15 protein-coding genes and 1 pseudogene are annotated in these 18,586 nt (G+C 67.1%); 15 read left to right on the top strand and 1 reads right to left on the bottom strand.

The window, feature by feature from the left end; genetic code table 11:
- Nucleotides 1–54: 54 nt before the first annotated feature.
- Nucleotides 55–2,901, top strand: a complete 2,847-nt coding sequence (locus WC815_02850) for an insulinase family protein (GenBank protein ID MFA5907693.1) — start codon at nucleotides 55–57, stop codon at nucleotides 2,899–2,901.
- 100 nt (nucleotides 2,902–3,001) lie between these two features.
- Here WC815_02850 and WC815_02845 read toward each other — a convergent pair whose 3' ends face one another.
- Nucleotides 3,002–4,393: a hypothetical protein gene (locus WC815_02845; GenBank protein ID MFA5907692.1), complete on the bottom strand. Its 1,392-nt coding sequence runs from the start codon at nucleotides 4,391–4,393 to the stop codon at nucleotides 3,002–3,004.
- A gap of 190 nt (nucleotides 4,394–4,583) precedes the next feature.
- On the opposite strand from WC815_02845, the gene ettA reads away from it, so the two are divergent.
- The 14 genes and pseudogenes from ettA (at nucleotide 4,584) to WC815_02775 (ending at nucleotide 18,581) form a co-directional block, all read left to right on the top strand.
- The gene (gene ettA, locus WC815_02840; protein ID MFA5907691.1) at nucleotides 4,584–6,263 is read left to right on the top strand and encodes an energy-dependent translational throttle protein EttA; all 1,680 of its coding nucleotides are present in this window, start codon (nucleotides 4,584–4,586) and stop codon (nucleotides 6,261–6,263) included.
- Nucleotides 6,264–6,314: 51 nt separating this feature from the next.
- A complete protein-coding gene (locus tag WC815_02835) occupies nucleotides 6,315–6,809 on the top strand; it encodes a DinB family protein (protein ID MFA5907690.1) in 495 nt (164 codons plus the stop codon).
- Between the two features lies 1 nt (nucleotide 6,810).
- Complete coding sequence (locus tag WC815_02830) at nucleotides 6,811–7,911, top strand: amidohydrolase family protein (GenBank protein MFA5907689.1); 1,101 nt, start codon at nucleotides 6,811–6,813, stop codon at nucleotides 7,909–7,911.
- Entirely contained in the window at nucleotides 7,895–9,700 is a 1,806-nt protein-coding gene (locus tag WC815_02825; protein MFA5907688.1) for a UbiD family decarboxylase, read from the top strand. Before WC815_02830 ends, WC815_02825 begins: the two co-directional genes overlap by 17 nt.
- Before the next feature lie 22 nt (nucleotides 9,701–9,722).
- Nucleotides 9,723–10,106, top strand: a complete 384-nt coding sequence (gene apaG / locus WC815_02820; GenBank protein ID MFA5907687.1) for a Co2+/Mg2+ efflux protein ApaG — start codon at nucleotides 9,723–9,725, stop codon at nucleotides 10,104–10,106.
- A 35-nt stretch (nucleotides 10,107–10,141) separates the two neighbouring features.
- Nucleotides 10,142–12,073 carry an ABC transporter ATP-binding protein gene (locus WC815_02815; GenBank protein ID MFA5907686.1) on the top strand — a complete coding sequence of 644 codons (1,932 nt, stop codon included), beginning with the start codon at nucleotides 10,142–10,144 and terminating at the stop codon, nucleotides 12,071–12,073.
- 87 nt (nucleotides 12,074–12,160) lie between these two features.
- The gene (locus tag WC815_02810) at nucleotides 12,161–12,856 is read left to right on the top strand and encodes a DUF533 domain-containing protein (protein MFA5907685.1); all 696 of its coding nucleotides are present in this window, start codon (nucleotides 12,161–12,163) and stop codon (nucleotides 12,854–12,856) included.
- 72 nt (nucleotides 12,857–12,928) lie between these two features.
- Nucleotides 12,929–13,081 (top strand): annotated as a pseudogene (locus tag WC815_02805) (DUF4339 domain-containing protein).
- A 75-nt stretch (nucleotides 13,082–13,156) separates the two neighbouring features.
- Nucleotides 13,157–13,981 (top strand): TIGR00266 family protein, encoded by an 825-nt coding sequence (locus tag WC815_02800; GenBank protein MFA5907684.1) that lies wholly within the window; start codon nucleotides 13,157–13,159, stop codon nucleotides 13,979–13,981.
- Nucleotides 13,982–14,117: 136 nt separating this feature from the next.
- Nucleotides 14,118–14,963, top strand: a complete 846-nt coding sequence (locus tag WC815_02795; protein ID MFA5907683.1) for an MBL fold metallo-hydrolase — start codon at nucleotides 14,118–14,120, stop codon at nucleotides 14,961–14,963.
- Nucleotides 14,963–15,388, top strand: a complete 426-nt coding sequence (locus WC815_02790; protein ID MFA5907682.1) for a DUF6526 family protein — start codon at nucleotides 14,963–14,965, stop codon at nucleotides 15,386–15,388. The genes WC815_02795 and WC815_02790 overlap by 1 nt, the downstream gene beginning before the upstream one ends.
- 10 nt (nucleotides 15,389–15,398) lie before the next feature.
- On the top strand, nucleotides 15,399–15,632 hold the full coding sequence (locus WC815_02785) for a hypothetical protein (protein MFA5907681.1): 234 nt from the start codon (nucleotides 15,399–15,401) through the stop codon (nucleotides 15,630–15,632).
- A gap of 55 nt (nucleotides 15,633–15,687) precedes the next feature.
- The gene (locus WC815_02780) at nucleotides 15,688–17,562 is read left to right on the top strand and encodes a PAS domain S-box protein (protein ID MFA5907680.1); all 1,875 of its coding nucleotides are present in this window, start codon (nucleotides 15,688–15,690) and stop codon (nucleotides 17,560–17,562) included.
- The gene (locus WC815_02775; GenBank protein MFA5907679.1) at nucleotides 17,562–18,581 is read left to right on the top strand and encodes an NAD-dependent epimerase/dehydratase family protein; all 1,020 of its coding nucleotides are present in this window, start codon (nucleotides 17,562–17,564) and stop codon (nucleotides 18,579–18,581) included. The genes WC815_02780 and WC815_02775 overlap by 1 nt, the downstream gene beginning before the upstream one ends.
- Nucleotides 18,582–18,586: the final 5 nt, after the last annotated feature.

Below are 18,586 nucleotides of genomic sequence, written 5' to 3'. Positions count from 1 at the left end.
CAGAAGGGCGGCACTTCAGTGCCGCCGGATGCCGAAATCGTCACGGAGAGCCGAATGAATCGCCTGAGTTCTGCAGTCGTCGCCTTGGTCCTGCTGGTCGTGGCGCTGGTCGCCGTTCCCCGCGCGCAGAGTGCGGCGCCGCAAGGGCCCGCCATCCCTCCCGCGCTCGCGCTGGATCGGCCGCTGCCGGTGGACCCGGCGGTGCGCGAGGGGCGGCTGCCCAACGGCCTCCGGTATTTCATCCGCCAGAACAACCGGCCCGAAAAGCGCGTGTCGATGCGCCTGGCCGTTGACGTCGGCGCCCTCCAGGAAGATGACGACCAGCGCGGGCTCGCGCACTTCATCGAGCACATGGCGTTCAACGGCACCCAGAACTTCAAGCCGGGCGAGCTGGTGTCGTTCCTCGAGTCGATAGGCGCCCGCTTCGGCCCGCACGTCAACGCCTCGACGTCGTTCGACGAAACCATCTACATGCTCGACATCCCGACCGATCGGCCGGGCTACGTCGACCGCGGCATGCTCGTGCTGCACGACTTCGCGGCCGGCCTGTCGCTGCTCCCCGAGGAAGTGGAAAAAGAGCGTGGTGTCGTCCTCGAGGAATGGCGCGGCCGCCTCGGCGCCGGGTCGCGGCTCACCGACAAGCAGCTGCCGATCATCTTCCAGGGCTCGCGCTACGCGGACCGCCTGCCGATCGGCCTGCCCGAGGTCCTGAGGACCGCGCCTCGCGAACGGCTCCTCGCCTTCTACCAGAAGTGGTACCGGCCGGATCACATGGCCGTGGTCGTGGTCGGCGACCTTCCGGCCGCCGAGGCCGAACAACTCGTGCAGAAGCACTTTGGCGTGATTCCCGCCGCCACCGGCACCGCCTCGTCGGTGAACGCCAGCGTGCCCGGACACAAAGACACGTTGATCAGCATGTCCACCGATCCGGAGGCGCAGGGCTGGTCGGTGTCGATGGCGTTCAAGGACAAGGTCGAGATCGACAACACGGTGCGAGGCTACCGCAAGTCGCTGGTGGAGCAGTTGGTGTCGCAGATGCTCAACCTTCGCCTGGCTGAGATCTCGCGCCGGCCCAACGCGCCGTTCCTGGGGGCCCAGGCCGGTGGCAGCAACATCGGCCGCACGTTGGAGCTGTTCGAGATCGAAGCGGCCGTGCCTGAGGGACAGATCACCGAGGGCCTCGCGGCGCTCATGCTCGAAGCCAAGCGCCTGCAGCAATACGGCTTCTCGGACGATGAGCTGAACCGCGCCAAGGCGGCGCTGCTCGCGGGCTACGAGCGCGCCTACAAGGAACGCGGCACTTCGGAGAGCCCGGGCTACGCCAACGAGTACGTCCGGCACTTTCTCGAACAGGAACCCATTCCCGGCATCGAATTCGAGTACCAGATCGCGTCCACGTATCTGCCGACGGTGACGGCGGCGGAAGCCTCGGCGCTGGCCAAGGGGCTGATCACCGACGAGAACCGCGTCGTGCTCGGCGTCGCGCCGGAGAAGAAAGACACGCCGCCACCGACCGCCGACATGTTGAAGGCCGCCATTGCCCGCGCCAGCGCGGCGCCGGTCGAGCGGTGGGCCGACGCCACGTCGGGACGCGCGCTGGTCGAGAAGGTCCCGCCCGCCGGCAAGGTCGCCTCGCGCCGGACGGTGCCGGAAATCGGCGCCACCGTGCTGACGCTGTCAAACGGCGTCGAGGTGTGGCTCAAGCCCACCGACTTCAAGAACGATCAGATCATGTTCACGGCCTACGCGCCCGGCGGCGTCTCGCTCGCCAGCCCCGCCGACTTCAAGAGCGCCAGCCTCGCCACCGCCATGGTCGGTGTCGGTGGGCTCGGCGGCCTCAGCCCGGTTGACCTGAGCAAGATGCTGTCGGGAAAGATCGCGCAGGCCTCCCCGAGCATTTCGGAATACACGCAGGGCGTCAGCGGCTCCGCCACGCCGCGTGACCTCGAGACGGCCCTGCAGCTCAACTACCTGTCGCACACCGCGCCCAACATGACGCCCGACGTGCTGGAGCTGATCAAGCGCCGGCTCGCCGGGTCGCTGCAGAACCGCGACCAGAACCCGCGGGCGGTGTTCGGCGAAAAGGTCGAGCAGGTCAACTCGTCAAACCACTACAGCGCCGCGGCGCTGACGATGGCCGACATTCCGGCGCTCAACCTCGACACCATGAAGACGTTTTACAGCGCGCGCTTCGCCAACGCCGCCGACTTCACTTACTTCTTCGTCGGCGCGTTCACCGTGGACGAGATCACGCCGCTGCTCGAGAAGTGGGTGGCGACGCTGCCGTCGCAGGGCAAGAAGACCTCCGCGTTCCGCGACATGGGCGTCAAGTTCCCGGCCGGCGTCGTCAAGGAAGAGGTGAGGAAGGGGAAGGAGCCGGCAAGCCAGACCGTGCTGTCGTTCTTCGCCGACCCCGGCTTCGACGAGTTCGAGATGCACCGCGCCCGGGCCGCCTCGCAGGTGTTAAGCATTCGCCTCCGCGAGATCCTGCGTGAAGAGCTCGGCGGCACCTACGGCGTCTCGGTCGGCTTCAATAATTCACCGCCCCTCAAGGGCTACGGCGCCATGGTGATCCAGTTTGGCAGCTCGCCGGAGAACCTGGACAAGCTGGTGACCGCCTCGCTGAAAGAGATCGAGCGCCTCAAGGCCGAAGGTCCCTCCGTGGACGACGTGAACAAGGTGAAGGAGCTGGAGCGGCGGGACCTCGAGACCAACGCCAAGCAGAACGCCTACTGGATGGGCTCCATGCAGACGGTCCACATGTTCGGCTGGGACCCGGGCCGCATCAACAAGCGCCTCGAACGCACCGAATCGCTGACGCCGGACATCATCAAGACGATGTTCCAGAAGTACTTCCCGATGGATCGCTACACGCTGGTCACATTGAAGCCGGAGGCATGAGGCCCCGGGCCGAGGGGGACGTTCCTCCAGCAGCCCTACACGGTGGGCGAGCATCGCGCCGTGATGATCGAAGGCCCCAGCCGCGAGGCCATTCGCAAGATCAGAATGCCCAAGTACTTACCTGACCGCTCTTGTCGAGTTTACGGATCAAGTGCTCGTCCAGCAGGTACAGCGTGCCGTCGGGCGCGAAGCTCATGTCCCTGATGTAGCGGAACAGCGCCCGGTCGGCCGGGCCGTCTTTCGGCTCGGCGTCGCCTCCACCCTTGTAGCTCCCGCCGGTCACGGATGTCACCGTCGCGCCGGCTTCGTCCAGGCGCAACACCGCGACCACGCCCGGCGTGCCCATGATTCGGCTGCCGATGTGGATGCGCCCCTCGGGATCCACGGCCAGCGACCAGACGCCGTCGAGATGGTGCCTGGCCGGGCTCTTGGCGACCTTGGTGGCGTAGAGCACTCGCCTGAACTCGCCGCTGGGTTTGATCCGCCATACCGTGGTGTAGAGGTTGTGGACGGGTGTCGCTACCGAGAGCGTGTTGGAGGTGACGAGCTCGCCGTGCACGGGATCCCAGGCGAGCTTGTCCAGCCCGACGCGATCTTCGCCGGGCGTCGTCTTCGCGCAGGCCTGTTCCGGAGTAATCACGGTGGTGACCTGTCCGGCGGGCGTGATGCGTCGCAGGGAGCAGCCGCTCTGGTCGACGACCCAGATGTTGCCCTCGGGATCCGCCACGATGCCCGAGGCCTTGTTAAAGCGCGCGAGGTCGGCCGGGCCGTCGGCCTGGCCCCTGACTTGCGACGCCTGCCCGCTTTCCTCGCACGAGAAGGGCGCGCCGGCGAGGCGCCGCACGTTGCCATCGGCGCCGATCTTCACCACCGCATACTCAATCGCCTTCAGCAGGCCGCCGCCGGCGGCCGTCGCGAAATTCTCCGGATCGAGATGCGTGCGGCTGTACGGTGCCTCGCACTTGGTGGCCGGTGTCTTGCCATAGGTATTGGTGCTGCGGGTGTGCAAGGGCGTGATCGCGCCGTCGGGGGCGATGCGCCAATACCCGGTCCCGAGCGCGTGCATATCCTGGTCGAGCTCGACCCGTCCGCCGACGATCAGGCCGCCGTCTTCGGTAGCCTTCAACGCCACGGCTTGCGCGAAGAAGATCCTGTCGAGCGCCAGGTAGGGATTGGTGATGGTCAGCTGATCCCCTGGGCCCCTGGCAAACTTGCTTCCGACGACCGGCTGCAGATTGGCGCGCCGCGGACCGTCAGCCGCGCGCGTCGTCGCCTGCGCCGGCACGTAGGCCTTCTCCGCATCGCTGAACCGCTGGTTGTCTGCAACCGGAGCAGGGCTGGCGGCGCCGGGCGCGGGTGCCGGCGCGCTGGGTGGCGGCGTGCCGGGCGCCGGTGGCGTGGGCGCAGGCGGGACCGCCGACTTGATTCGGTTCTTGAGGCGGTCGGCCAGGCTCTGGCCACCCTCATCGAGCGGATCCGCCATGGCAGTCACGGCGACTGCGCACACGCACACGATCAGTAAAGCCCTGGCCGTCATGTCGCCCTCCCGGATAGCGGTTGCCGTGCCGCCATTGTCCCTCGACACCTCACCACACGGCCAGCTTCCGACCGCCGGCTCCCGCCTTCGCCACGGCCACGGCGGGCAAGCCCGGTTCCCGGGTCGTATATAGTCAGTAGTTCCGATGGCACCTCAGTTCGTTTACACGATGAAGGGGCTCGGGAAGGTCTATCCTCCCGACGCTCAAGTCCTCAAAGACATCTGGCTCTCGTTCCTGCCCGGCGCCAAGATCGGCGTGCTCGGCCTGAACGGCGCGGGAAAGTCCACGCTGCTGAAGATCATGGCCGGCGTCGAGACGAATTTTACCGGCGAGGCCTTCGTCGGGCAGGGCGTCAGCGTCGGCTACCTGGCGCAGGAGCCGGCCCTCAATCCCGACAAGACCGTCAGGGGCAACGTCGAAGAAGGCGCCGCCGAGGTCAAGGCGCTGCTCGATCGCTACGACGCCGTCAACGCCAGGCTCGGCGAAGAGATGACGCCCGAAGAGATGGACAAGGTCATGGACGAGCAGTCGAAGCTCCAGGACCGCATTGACGCCACCAACGCGTGGGACCTCGACTCGCGCCTCGACCTGGCGATGGACGCGCTGCGCCTGCCGCCCCCCGATGCCGACGTCACGACGCTGTCGGGCGGCGAGCGCCGCCGCGTCGCGCTGTGCCGCCTGCTGTTGTTGTCGCCCGACCTGCTGCTGCTCGACGAGCCGACCAACCACCTCGACGCCGAGTCGGTGGCGTGGCTCGAGCGCTTCCTGAAGGACTACCCCGGTACCGTCGTCGCGGTCACTCACGATCGTTACTTCCTCGACAACGTCGCCGGCTGGATTCTCGAGCTCGATCGCGGCAGCGGCATTCCCTACGAGGGCAACTACACCGGCTGGCTCGAGCAGAAGTCGAACCGGCTGCAGCAGGAAGAGAAGGCCGAGAGCAAGCGCCAGCGTTCGCTCCAGCGCGAGCTGGACTGGATCCGCATGTCGCCGCGCGCGCGCCAGGCCAAGGGCAAGGCCCGCCTCAACCACTACGAGCAGCTGCTCGCCGAAGACACCGCGCAGAAGGTGGACTCGGTCGAAATCTACATTCCGCCCGGCCCGCGGCTCGGCGACATCGTAGTCGAGGCGCGCGGGCTGAAGAAGGCCTACGGCGACACCGTGTTGTTCGACGACCTCACCTTCACCCTTCCGCCCGCCGGCATTGTCGGCGTGATCGGCCCGAACGGCGCCGGCAAGACCACCCTGTTCCGCCTGATCACGGGGCAGGAGCAGCCGGATGGCGGCACGCTCCGCCTCGGCCAGACGGTGCAGGTCGGCTACGTCGATCAGTCACGCGACGCGCTCGACCCCAACAAGTCGGTGTTCGACGAGGTCACCGACGGCCTCGACGAGCTGACGATGGGCAAGAAGACGGTGGCGTCGCGAGCCTACGTGTCGTGGTTCAACTTCAAGGGCGGACAACAGCAGCGCAAGGTCGGCACGCTGTCGGGCGGCGAGCGCAACCGCGTGCATCTCGCCAAGCTGCTGCGCAAGGGCAGCAACCTGCTGCTGCTCGATGAGCCGACCAACGACCTCGACGTCGACACGCTGCGCGCGCTGGAAGAAGCGCTGCTCAACTACGCCGGTTGCGCGGTGGTGATCAGCCACGACCGCTGGTTCCTCGATCGCATTGCCACGCACATCCTGGCCTTCGAGGGCGACAGCCAGACGGTGTGGTACGAAGGCAACTACCAGGACTACGAGGCCGATCGCCATCGCCGCCTCGGCGCGCAGGCCGACCAGCCGCATCGCATCAAGTACAGGAAATTGACCCGGGGTTGAACGTAGTCGTGTAGGGCCGCCCTTTAGGGCGGCCGAATAAGGAGAGCGACGATGAACGCAGATCACGCGAAATTTCTGGCCACCACGCTCGGGCAGAACCTGCAGGGCGAGTGGATGCACACCTACAAGGTGATTTCGGCCATTCCCGAAGGCAAGAAAGACTACAAGCCGGAGGCGCACTCGCGCACCGCGTGGGAGATCGCGACCCACCTGGCGACCGCCGACGTCGGCTTCCTGCACGCCGTTGCCGCCAACAACTTCAGCGTCTTTCCGCCGGCCTGTCCGGCGTCAACCGTCGCCGAGCTCGCCGACTGGTACAAGCACGAATTCCCGAAGGCCCTGGAAAAGGTCCTCACGCTCGACGGCAACCACCTCACGCAGATCGTCGAGGCCTGGGGCATGAAGCTGCCCTCGGTGACCTACATGATGTTCTGCAACAACCACATGATTCACCACCGCGGCCAGCTGAGCACCTACCTGCGGCCGATGGGCGGCAAGGTACCGGCCATCTATGGCGAGAGCTACGACGAGAAGTACTCGGGTTGAGTTGACGCGCGCGATTGTCGTGGCGTGGGCGCTGACCATCAGCGCCTGCGCCGCGCCGTCTGCTGAGACGGTGCTTCTGAACGGCAAGATCTTCACTGCCAATCCAGCACAGCCCTGGGCCACGGCGCTCGCCATTCGCGGCGAGCGGATTGTCGCCATTGGCGGCGACGCCGCGGTCGAGGCCGGGGCGGGGCCGTCCACCCATCGCCTTGACCTTGCCGGCCGAGTGGTCGTGCCCGGCTTGAACGACGCGCACCTGGCCTTGACGGATGCGACAGCCGCGAGCGTCCGCCTGCTGGGCGCCCAGGCGTTGGCCAACGGCGTGACCTCGATCCAGGTGTTTTCGGTCTCGCCGGTCGCCGGCACCGTGCGCGCCTTTCTCGAGGCCGGCCTGCCGTTGCGGGTGCGAATCCTGCGCATGCCTCAACCGGACGCGACCGGGGGCAATCGCGACAGCCGGCCGTTCTTCCCGCCGCAGCCCACGCCACGACTCGACGTGCGCGGCATGGGCTTCGCGCTTGGCGCCGAAGACGACGAACGGATGCGGCAAGCGGTGGGGTGGGCCTATGGCAGCGAGGACCCGCTGGCCATCGCCAGCCGTGACGCGCAGGCGACCGGTGCCTATGTGGACGCACTCGAACGCCACGGCGCCGCGGATGTGTGGAAGGTGAAACGGCCGCGCCTGGAGCAGTTGGTCGCGGTTGATCCTGGCCTGCTGGCGCGCCTGCCGAAACTGGGCGTGGTCGTCGTGGAGGTGCCAGGCCCGGGTGCGCCGCTTCGTTCGGTGCTCGACGCCGGCGTCCCGCTCGGGCTCGGGTCGGGAGGAGCCCTTCGCGGGTTCGACCTGCTCCGGCTCGCGACTGCGGCGGCGCTGGGCGACGAGCGATTGTCGATGGAGCAGGCCGTGACAGCCTACTCGCATGGGTCGGCCATCGGCGAGTTCGAAGACCAGGACAAGGGCCGCCTGGCGGTCGGCGCGCTGGCCGACCTGGCGGTGCTGTCGCGCGATCCCTTCGCGGCGGCCGAAGAAGAACTCCGCACGATCCGGGCAGTGTTGACTATGATCGGCGGACGGCCTGTCTACGATGTTCCCAGACCTTAGAGCCTTTCTTGATCAGCTCCGGCGTGATCGCGACCTTGTCGAGATCACCGCGCCAGTCGATCCGGTGCAGGAGGCGGCCGAGATCCATCGGCGGGTGATTGCCGCCGGCGGACCGGCGCTGCTGTTCACCAACGTCAAGGGCGCGGCGTTCCCGCTGGTCACCAACCTGTTCGGCACGCCGCGGCGGGCGGAACTCGCCTTTGGCAGGCGGCCGCTGGATTTCATCAAGCGGGTGGTGCACCTCGCCGAGACGCTGCTGCCGCCGACCCCCGCCAAGCTCTGGGGCGCCCGCGACATCGGCTTCGATCTGCTGAAGGTCGGCACGCGCCGTGTCTCGACCGGGCCGGTGCGCGAGGTCGTGACCACCGACGTCCGCCTCGATCGCCTGCCGGTGATCACCTGCTGGCCGGACGATGGCGGGCCGTTCGTGACGTTGCCGCTGGTCTACACGCAACATCCAGAGAAGCCCGGGCACAACCTCGGCATGTATCGCCTGCACGTGCACGACGCGACGTCCACGGGCATGCACTGGCAAATCGGCAAGGGCGGCGGCTTTCACTACGCGCGCGCCGAAGCCCGCAACGAGGCGCTGCCGGTGACGGTGTTTCTCGGCGGCCCGCCGGCGCTGATCCTGTCGGCCATCGCGCCGCTGCCCGAGAACGTGCCGGAGCTGATGCTCGCCTCGCTGATCGCCGGCGAGCGGCTGCCGCAGGTCACGGCTCCAAACGGGCATCCGCATCCGCTGATTGCCAACGCGGAGTTTGCGCTGATGGGGCAGGTGGCGCCCAGGGTCCGCCGGCCGGAGGGGCCGTTCGGCGATCACTACGGTTATTACTCGTTGCGGCACGACTACCCGGTGTTCGACGTCCGGCAGATCGCGCATCGCAAGGACGCCATCTATCCCGCGACCGTCGTCGGCAAGCCCCGCCAGGAAGACTTCTTCATCGGCGACCTGCTGCAGGACCTGCTGTCGCCGCTGTTCCCGCTGGTGATGCCGGCGGTGGAGCAGCTGTGGTCCTACGGCGAGACCGGCTACCACTCGCTCGCCGCCGCCGTGGTCAAGCAGCGCTACAAGCGCGAGGCCATGGCGAGCGCGTTCCGCATTCTCGGCGAAGGGCAGTTGTCGCTCACCAAGTTCATCCTGGTCACCGATCAGTTCGTGGATCTGAAGGACTTTCGGGCCACGCTGGAGCACGTGCTGGCGCGCACCGACCCGCGCACCGACCTCTACGTGTTCGCCAACCTGTCCATGGACACGCTGGACTACACCGGGCCGGTCGTCAACGAAGGCTCCAAGGGCGTGTGGCTCGGGCTGGGGGATCCGGTGCGCGACTTGCCGCGGACGTTCGCGCCGTCGACGCCGCCGCCGTCGGATGTCACCGGCGTCCGCGTCTACTGTGGCGGCTGCCTGGTGGTGGGGACCCGCGGTTACGGTGACGATCCGCAGGCCGCGGCCCGCGTCGCCGCGCACCCGGCGTTTGCCGGCTGGCCGCTGGTGGTGGTGAGCGACGAGCCGGAACGCGCCACCCGCAGCGACATGAACTTCCTGTGGACCACCTTCACGCGGTTCGAGCCGGCGGCCGACATTCACTCGGCGGCCCAGCGCGTGGTGCGCAACCACATCGCCTACGAGCCCCCGGTCGTGATCGATGCGCGGATGAAGCCGTGGTATCCCGCCGAAGTAACCTGCCATCCCGACGTGGCGTCAAAGGTCAGTGGGAGATGGACGGAGTACTTCCCGGCGGCCGGTGTCGAGATGGGCGACGCCGAACGCGGGCATTTGGACTGACTGGTCGTGGGATAATCACGTGGTGAGCGACACCACCACCAACGGCATCCGCATCCAGGTCACCACCAAGTTTCTTCCGGAGCGCAGCTCGCCCAAGGACAAGGAATACTGGTTCGCCTACTTCATCCGCATTGCCAATACCGGGTCGGAGACCGCGCAACTGCTCAGCCGTCACTGGGTGATTACCAACGCCGACGGCGAAGAGGAAGAAGTGCGGGGCGAAGGCGTGATCGGCAAGAAGCCGGTGCTGGCGCCGGGCGCCACCTACGACTACGACAGTATCTGCAACCTGAAGACGGCGGTCGGCACCATGCATGGCAGCTACACGATGGTGACGCCGTCGGGTGATACCTTCGACGCGCGCATCGCGCCGTTCACCCTCGCCGTGCCCTACGCCGTGCACTAGTAGCATCCGCTTTTAGGCGGATAGACAAGCATCTTATGGCCATCCTCAGATCCGGCGCCCCCAGCATGCGACGAGCCGAGCGGTCCGGCAGCGGCCGCGGCGCGCTCGCCGGTGGCCCCGACCCCGGGAAGAGCGCGGCCAAGAAGAAGATCGACTCGGCGGCGGCCTGGCGGGAGTTCCGCGAGCTGGTGTGGGTCCATCGCCGGCGCCTGACCATCGGCCTGACCCTGATGATGATCAGCCGCCTGTCGGGCATCGTCCTGCCGGCGCTTTCCAAGTACGTGATCGACGATGTGATCGGGAAGGGGCGGCACGACCTGCTGGTGCCGATCGCCTTGACGGCGGGAGCGGCCACCGTCGTGCAGGCGTTCACCAGCTTCGGCTTGTCGCAGACGCTCGGCGTGGCGGCGCAACGCGCCATCACCGACATGCGCAAGAAGGTGCAGGCCAAGATCATGCGCCTGCCGGTGCGCTACTTCGACTCCACCCAGACCGGCGTGCTGCTGTCGCGCATCATGAGCGACGCCGAAGGCATCCGTAACCTGGTCGGCACCGGCCTGGTGCAACTGGTGGGCGGCGTGCTCACCGCGTTCATCAGCCTCGGCGTGCTGCTCTACCTGAACTGGCGCATGACCGTGGTCACCGCGATCGTGCTGGCGCTGTTCGGCAGCGGCATGGCCTACGCCTTCAAGCGGCTGCGGCCGCTGTTCCGCGAACGCGGCAAGATCCAGGCGGAAGTGACTGGCCGCCTCACCGAGGCGTTGGGCGGCATCCGCATCGTCAAGAGCTACACCGCCGAGAAGCGTGAGGAGATTGTCTTCACCCACGGCGCCCACAAGCTGTTCCGGAACATCGCCCAGTCGATGACCGGCGTGTCGGCGACCACCTCGGGCAGCACGGTGATCATCGGCGTGGTCGGCGTGGTGATGATCTGGATGGGCGGCAACGACATCCTCGCCGGCAAGATGACGCTGGGCGATTTCGTGATGTACATCTTCTTCATCGGCCTGCTCGCGGCGCCGATGATCTCCATTGCCAGCATCGGCACCCAGATAACCGAGGCGTTCGCCGGTCTCGACCGCATCCGCGAGATCATGAACATGGAGACCGAAGACGAGGCCGACGCCGGCAAGCCCTCGCTCGGCGCGATCCAGGGCGACATCCGGTTCGACGAGGTGTGGTTCGAATACAACCCGGGCGTGCCGGTGCTGAAGAACGTCACCTTCCACGCCGCGCCCGGCACGACCACGGCGCTGGTGGGGTCGAGCGGGTCGGGCAAGAGCACCCTGATCAGCCTGGTGATGGCGTTCAATCGGCCGCTAAAGGGCGCCATCTCGGTGGACGGCAAGAACCTGATGGACATCCCGCTGCGCGATTACCGCGAGCAGCTGGCGTCGGTGCTGCAGGAGAACTTCCTGTTCGACGGCACCATCGCCGAGAACATCGGCTACGCCGAGCCGAGCGCGTCGCTCGACGAGATCAAGGCCGCGGCGCGCCTGGCGCACTGCGAGGAATTCATCATGCGCTTCCCCGAGGGCTACAGCACCGTCGTCGGCGAGCGCGGCATCAAGTTGAGCGGCGGCCAGCGCCAGCGGGTGTCGATCGCCCGCGCCATCCTGGCGTCGCCGAAGGTGCTGATCCTCGACGAAGCGACGTCGAGCCTCGACAGCGAGAGCGAAGAGATGATCCAGGACGGCCTCAAGGCCCTCCGCACCGGCCGCACCACGTTCGTGATTGCTCACCGCCTGTCCACGATCCGCAGCGCGGACCAGATCCTGGTGATGGAAGGCGGCGAGATCGTCGAGCGCGGCACCCACGACGAGCTGCTGGCGCGCGACGGACGCTACCGCCAGTTGTACGACAAGCAGTACAAGTTGGAAACCAACCGCTTCATCAACCCGGGCGAAGACTGGACGCCCGAGGCGCCGAAGCCGGTGGCCGCCAAGCCGGCCTCGACCCGGATTTAGTCGTCATTTAGACGAGGATCGTTCGTTTTTTCCACTGGAACCTTTCCAGGGCGCTACCAGTATTTTCTTCACTGAGGGACGAACGACGTGCTGACCAATCCGGCTGACATTCTCTCCATCGTGTTGCGCGGCGCCATGGGCCGCTCTGGACGCAAGCGGGCCCGGCGGGCGACCCGCTTCATCACCGGCCACGGCGGTTTTCTGACCGCCAGCACGGTGATGGCGGCGGCGGGCGTCGCGTGGGGCATCTACGACAGCATCAAGGGGCAGAACGTACCTCAGGTGCCTAATGTGCCTGGGGTGTCCGCCTCCGCGGCCGAAGGCCGCTACGGCGAGACCTCGCCGAAGCTCGCTGGCGTCACTGGTGCGAGCGTAGGCGGGCCTCCCCCCTTGCCAGCCGTCGCGCAAGCGCTGGCCGATCCGCTGCTGCAGCTCGTCAGGCTGGCGGTGTCGGCGGCGCGGGCCGACGGCGAGCTGACGCCGCAGGAGCGCGCCTTGATCCTGGCGCGGGCCAAGGAGGCCGGGCTCGACTCGGTCGTCGAGGCGGAGCTCGCGCAACCGCGGCCGCTGGCCGAAATTGTGCGCGGGGTCACCGACCCGGCGGCGAAGAGGGAATACTACGTGCTCGCGTTTACCATCGTGCGCGCCGACGAAACGGTGTCGGGCGCCGAGCGTATCTACCTGGCGCAGCTGGCGCACCAGCTGGGATTGGATCCGGCGGCGGTCGCGGCGATCGAAGTGGAGACGGCGGCGAAGATCGACGCGGAACCGGACTCGGAATAGTCCGGCTAAAGCCGGACACCACATCTCGAATGTAGAATCCGGCTTTAGCCGGATTGACAAGGAGCGATCGAAATGGACGGTTCGAATCAGTGGTACATGGCCATCGGCGGCCACCAGGTGGGACCGGTTGGGCAGAACGAGATCATCTCCAATCTGCAGAACGGCAGCATCGACGCGGAGACGCTCGTCTTCAGCGCCGGCATGACGTCGTGGCAGAAGGTGAAGGAGGTCGCCGCCTTCGCGCCGTTTGTCAAAGGACCCGCCGGCGCTTCGGCGAGCCAAGCCGCGGGAGCAGCCTTCGTGCCGCCGCCGGCGCCGGGCCGCCGTGCCCACGACATCGACTTCGAGGTCCACGGCAACGAGATGCAGTTCGTCGAGGTCGCCCTCGATCCGGGTGAGGGCGCGGTCGCCGAGGCCGGGGCGATGATGTACATGACCAGCGGCATCCAGATGGAGACGATCTTCGGCGATGGCAGCCAGAGGCAGTCCAAGGGCGTGATGGACGCGCTGCTCGGCGCCGGCAAGCGCATCCTGACGGGTGAAAGCCTGTTCATGACGGTGTTCACCAACGGGGGCCAGGGCAAGCACAAGGTCGCGTTCGGCGCGCCCTACCCGGGCAAGATCATCCCGATGGACCTGCGCGCGCTCGGCGGGCACCTGGTGTGCCAGAAAGACTCGTTCCTGTGCGCCGCCCGCGGCGTCTCGGTCGGCATCGCGTTCCAGAAGAAGCTCGGCGTCGGCCTGTTCGGCGGCGAAGGCTTCATCATGCAGAAGCTCGAAGGCGACGGCCTCTGCTTCGTGCACGCCGGCGGCACCATCCATCACTTCGAGCTGGCCGCCGGTGAAACCATGCGCGTGGACACCGGCTGCCTGGTGGCGCTGCAGTCCAGCGTCAACTACGACATCCAGTTCGTGGGCGGCATCAAGACGGCGCTCTTCGGCGGGGAAGGCATCTTCTTCGCCACGCTGCAGGGGCCCGGCCGCGTGTGGCTGCAGTCGCTCCCGCTCTCGCGCATGGCCGATCGCATCTACGCCGCCGCGCCGCAGAGCAAGGGCTGGCGCAAGGAAGAGGGCTCGATTCTCGACCGTGTCGGCGGCCTGGGCGACCTGATCGACGGACGATAACGCAGATGCCAGGGCCGCAGATGACGCAGATTACGCAGACTTAAAGGTCTTTCTGGTACCATGACGCGTCATGGGGTTGAAGAAGTTTCTAAGATCTGCGTTATCTGTGTCATCTGTGGCCGTGGTGATATGGGCGTTGTCCGCGTCATCTGCGGCCCAGGTGCGGACCGCCTACCCTGACAAGCGCGGTCTCGCCCTCTCTGCGTTCCCGCGCACCATCAAACTGGCCGACAACGTCTACGGTTACGAAGAGATCCGTAACCCCGGCTTCACCACGGTCAGCCTGTTCGTGGTCGGTGCCGATGGTGTGCTCGTGGCCGACGGCCAGGGCAGCGTCGACGCCACCCGGACCATGCTGGCCGCCATCGCGAAGGTCACGCCGAAGCCCGTGAAGTGGTACGTCGTCGGCTCCGATCACGGCGACCACACCGCCGGCAATGCCGTGCTGCCCACGGACCTCACCTACGTGGTGTCGAAGGCGTCGAAGGCGCAGCTGAAGTTGGCCGCGCCGGCGATGACGAGCGACCGCCAGGTGATCGACGTCGGCGGTATCGAGGTCCAGGCAATTTACGCGGGACGCGCCCACACCGGCGGCGACCTGCTGGTCTACCTGCCGAAGCAGAAAATCCTGTTCATGAGCGAGGTCTACCTGAATCGCGTGTTCCCGGCGATGCGGTCGGCCTATCCCACCGAGTGGGTGGGCGTGATCGACAAGGCGCTTGCGATGGACGTCGATCGCTTCATCCCGGGCCACGGCTTCATCGAGGAGGCGAAGGCGTCTCGCGAAGAGCTGGTCGAGTTCCAGAAGGCCCTCCGCGCCGTGATCGCGGAGGTGACCCGGCTGCACAAACTGGGCCTCCCGGCGGACGAGGCGGCGAAGCAGGCGAACTGGGGGCCTTACCAGGACTGGTTCCTCGCCGACCAGCAGGGGCCGATTGCCGTGCGCAAGGTCTTCGAAGAGATCGAGGGGAAGCTGAAGTAATGGCCGAGCAGAGCTACCAGAGCCACGCGCACCACCCGGTGCCGACCTATGTCGCGACACTGTTCCTGCTCGTGGCCCTGATTCTCATGGCGGGGCATCTGCACCTGGGGTGGCGCACGGACGACACGGCCTTCATGGCGCTGACCTTCGCGGTGTTCACGCTGGTGGCCATCTCGCGGCTGTATACCGTGGCGCTGCAGGACCGCATCATCATGCTCGAGATGAAAGTCCGCTGCGCGGAGCTGCTGCCGGCCGGGCAGGATGCCAACCTGGCCAGGCTCTCCGCCAAGCAGACCGCGGCGCTGCGATTTGCTTCGGATGATGAATTGGGCGCGTTGCTCGAGCGGGCCGCGCGCGAGAACCTGACCCCCAACGACATCAAGGCCTCGATCCGGACCTGGCGTCCCGATCCCTATCGGACGTAGGGTCGTTGCCGTGACCCCGGAAGAACAGCAGGAAGTCCGCCGGTTGATCGACGCGCACGAGCACACGCTGCAGGTGTGCCGCGCCTGCGCCGAGACCACGCGCGACCTGGCCTGGGAGGTCAAGCGGGGCAGCCTGCCGCCGCCCGAGGCCCTGGCCGCGACCCTCGCCGAAGTGGAGCGCGTGCTCGACGACCTCGGCAAGGTGGAGATCGCCATCGCCGAGATGAAAGCCGCGCTCTGGTAGGCGCGGCGGGTGCCGCCCCCGGCTAGAATAGACAGATGCAAGAGCGGAGCAGGCGGTGACCGGGACACCGGGTGTCGAGCAGCTCGCCGCCCTCGTCAACTTCAGTGTTGACGCGGTGGTGCTCGTGGATAGCGACGGCGCCATCCGCTGGGCGAACCCGGCGACGACCGTCGTGCTCGGCTATGCACCGGAAGAGCTGCTCGGCCTCCGGGTCCGCGACCTCGTCGAGCCCGAGGACCGCGATGCCTGGCAGGGGCTGGTCCGCGAGCTGTTCGACCATCCCGCCGTGCCGCAGGTCGGCGCCTTCCGCTGCCGCCACCGGGATGGCACCGTGCGGTGGACCGAAGGCATGGCGCGGAACCTGCTGCAGGAGCCGACGGTCGGCGCCATCGTCGTCTATTACCGCGACGTGACCGAGCGGAAGGCGACCGAAGACGCCCTGCGGGTCACCGAGGATCGCTACACCCAGCTCTTCGACGCGGCCGCCGACATCATCTTCGAGGCGGATGCCGAGGGTTACTTCCGCTTCGTCAATCCCCAGACGTTGCGGGTGTTTGGCTACACCAACGACGAGGTGATCGGGCGCCGCTTCACCGAGTTCATCCGCGCCGACTACCGGCCGGCGATCCTGCAGCACTACTACAAGCAGACCAGCGACGCGGTGCCGACCTCCTACGTCGAGTTCCCCGCGGTCAGCAAGTCGGGGCAGGAAGTGTGGCTGGGGCAGAACGCGTGGCTGGTGTTCGACGCCAATGGCCACTACACCGGCATGCAGGCGATGGCCCGCGACATCACGGAGCGGCGGCGGGTCGAAGACGCGCTGCGGGCCGCCGAAGCGAAGTACCGGGCCCTGGTGGAGCAGTCGCTGGTCGGCGTCTACATCGTCCAGCACGACCGGCTGGTCTACGCCAATCCGAAGGCCGCCGATATTCTCGGCTACACCCAGCAGGAACTGCTGGACATGCCGTGGGCCTACACGGTGGTGCACGAGCAGGATCGCGCGCTGGTCGTCGATCAGCTCTCGCGCATGGACGCCACCACCGCCGCGAACGTGCAGCTGACGATCCGTGGCCAGCGCAAGGACGGCACGGTGATGCAGGCCGAGGCGTTCTGCTCGACGACCGAGTTTGCCGGGCAGCCGGCCATCCTGGCCACCGTGATCGACATCAGCGACCGGGTCAAGCTCGAGGACCAGCTGCGCCAGGCGCAGAAGATGGAGGCGGTCGGCCGCCTCGCCGGCGGCATCGCCCACGACTTCAACAACCTGTTGACCGCCATCCGCGGCAACGCCGAGTTGATGTCGCACCGGGTGAAGAACGACCCGGCGATGGCGGCCGAGGTCGACGAGATCCTGCACGCCGCGGACCGCGCCGCGTCGCTGACGCGCCAGTTGCTGGCGTTCAGCCGCAAGCAGATCCTGCAGCCGGTGTCGCTCGACATCAACGAGATTGTCTCCAGCGTGTCGCGGATGGCGCGCCGCCTGATTGGCACCGAGGTCCGGTTGCAGCTCGATCTCGCGCAACGAGTGGCGAAGGTGCTCGCCGACCCGGCCCAGATCGAGCAGGTGCTGCTCAACCTGATCGTCAACGCGCGGGATGCGATGCCGAGCGGCGGGATGATCACGGTGCAGACGTCGAACGTGCGCCTCGAGGCCGACTCGCCGGAGATGTCGCAGGCCGGGCTGGCGCCTGGGCAGTTCGTGCTGCTGGCCGTCAGCGACAACGGCATCGGCATGGATCAGGCCACGCAGGCGCGAATCTTCGAACCCTTCTTCACCACGAAAGAGACCGGCCGCGGGACCGGCCTGGGGCTGGCCACCGTGTACGGAATCATCCGTCAGACCGGCGGCGCCATCTCGGTGGTCAGCGAACGCGGCCGCGGCGCCAGTTTTCGCGTGTTCTTGCCAGCCGTGACGGGAGAGTCGTCTTGATGCGTAAGCCGGTGGTGTTGATTACGGGCGCGGGTGGCGAGATTGGCCATGGGCTGATCGCGCACCTGGCCGGGGCCGGCGCGCAGCCGGTGGTGACGCTCGACGTCAATCCCCTGGAGCCGTCGCTCGCGCGTCAGGTGCAGCGCGAGTTCACCGGCTCGATCATGGACAAGTCGCTGCTCGAGCGGGTGCTGTCGGAGTTCGAGGTCGAGACCGTGTATCACCTGGCGGCGCTGCTCTCGACGCGCTCCGAGTTCACGCCGGTCACGGCCCACCAGATCAACGTCGAAGGCACGCTCAACCTGCTCGAGTTTTCCCAGCGCGAAGCGGAATCGCACGGCCGGCCGGTGACGTTCCTCTACCCGTCGTCGATTGCCGCGTACGGCCTGCCGGACCTGGACACCAAGCGCCAGGCCGGGCGCGTGAAAGAAGACGACTTCAACACGCCGTCCACCATGTATGGCTGCAACAAGCTGTACTGCGAGCAGCTCGGGCGCTACTACGCGAGGTTCTACAAGCAGTTGGCCGCCGAGCCGCAGTCGGGCCGCGTCGACTTCCGCTGCGTGCGGTTCCCCGGGCTCATTTCCGCGCTCACCGTGCCGTCGGGCGGCACCTCCGACTACGCCCCCGAGATGATTCACGCCGCGGCGAAGGGTGAGGCGTATGCGTGCTTCGTCCGCCCCGACACCCGCATCCCGTTCATGGCCATGCCCGACGGCGTCGAAGCGCTGCTGCGGCTGGCGGCGGCGCCCAAGGCGGCGCTGACCCGGACCGCCTACAACCTGGCCGCGTTCAACCCGTCGGCCGACGAAGTGCGGCAGGAAGTGGTGCGGGCATTTCCGGACGCCAGCATCACCTGGCAGATCGACACCAAGCGGCAGGGCATCGTCGATTCCTGGCCCGAAGACGTGGATGACAGCGCCGCCCGCAAGGACTGGGGCTTCGCCCCGGCCTACGACTTCACCCGCGCCTTTCGCGATTACCTGATTCCGACGATTGGCTCCCGCTATGGCAAATGAACGGG

This window comes from Vicinamibacterales bacterium, assembly GCA_041659285.1.
GTDB lineage: Bacteria > Acidobacteriota > Vicinamibacteria > Vicinamibacterales > UBA2999 > 12-FULL-67-14b.
This window is presented reverse-complemented; position numbering and strand designations above follow the sequence as displayed.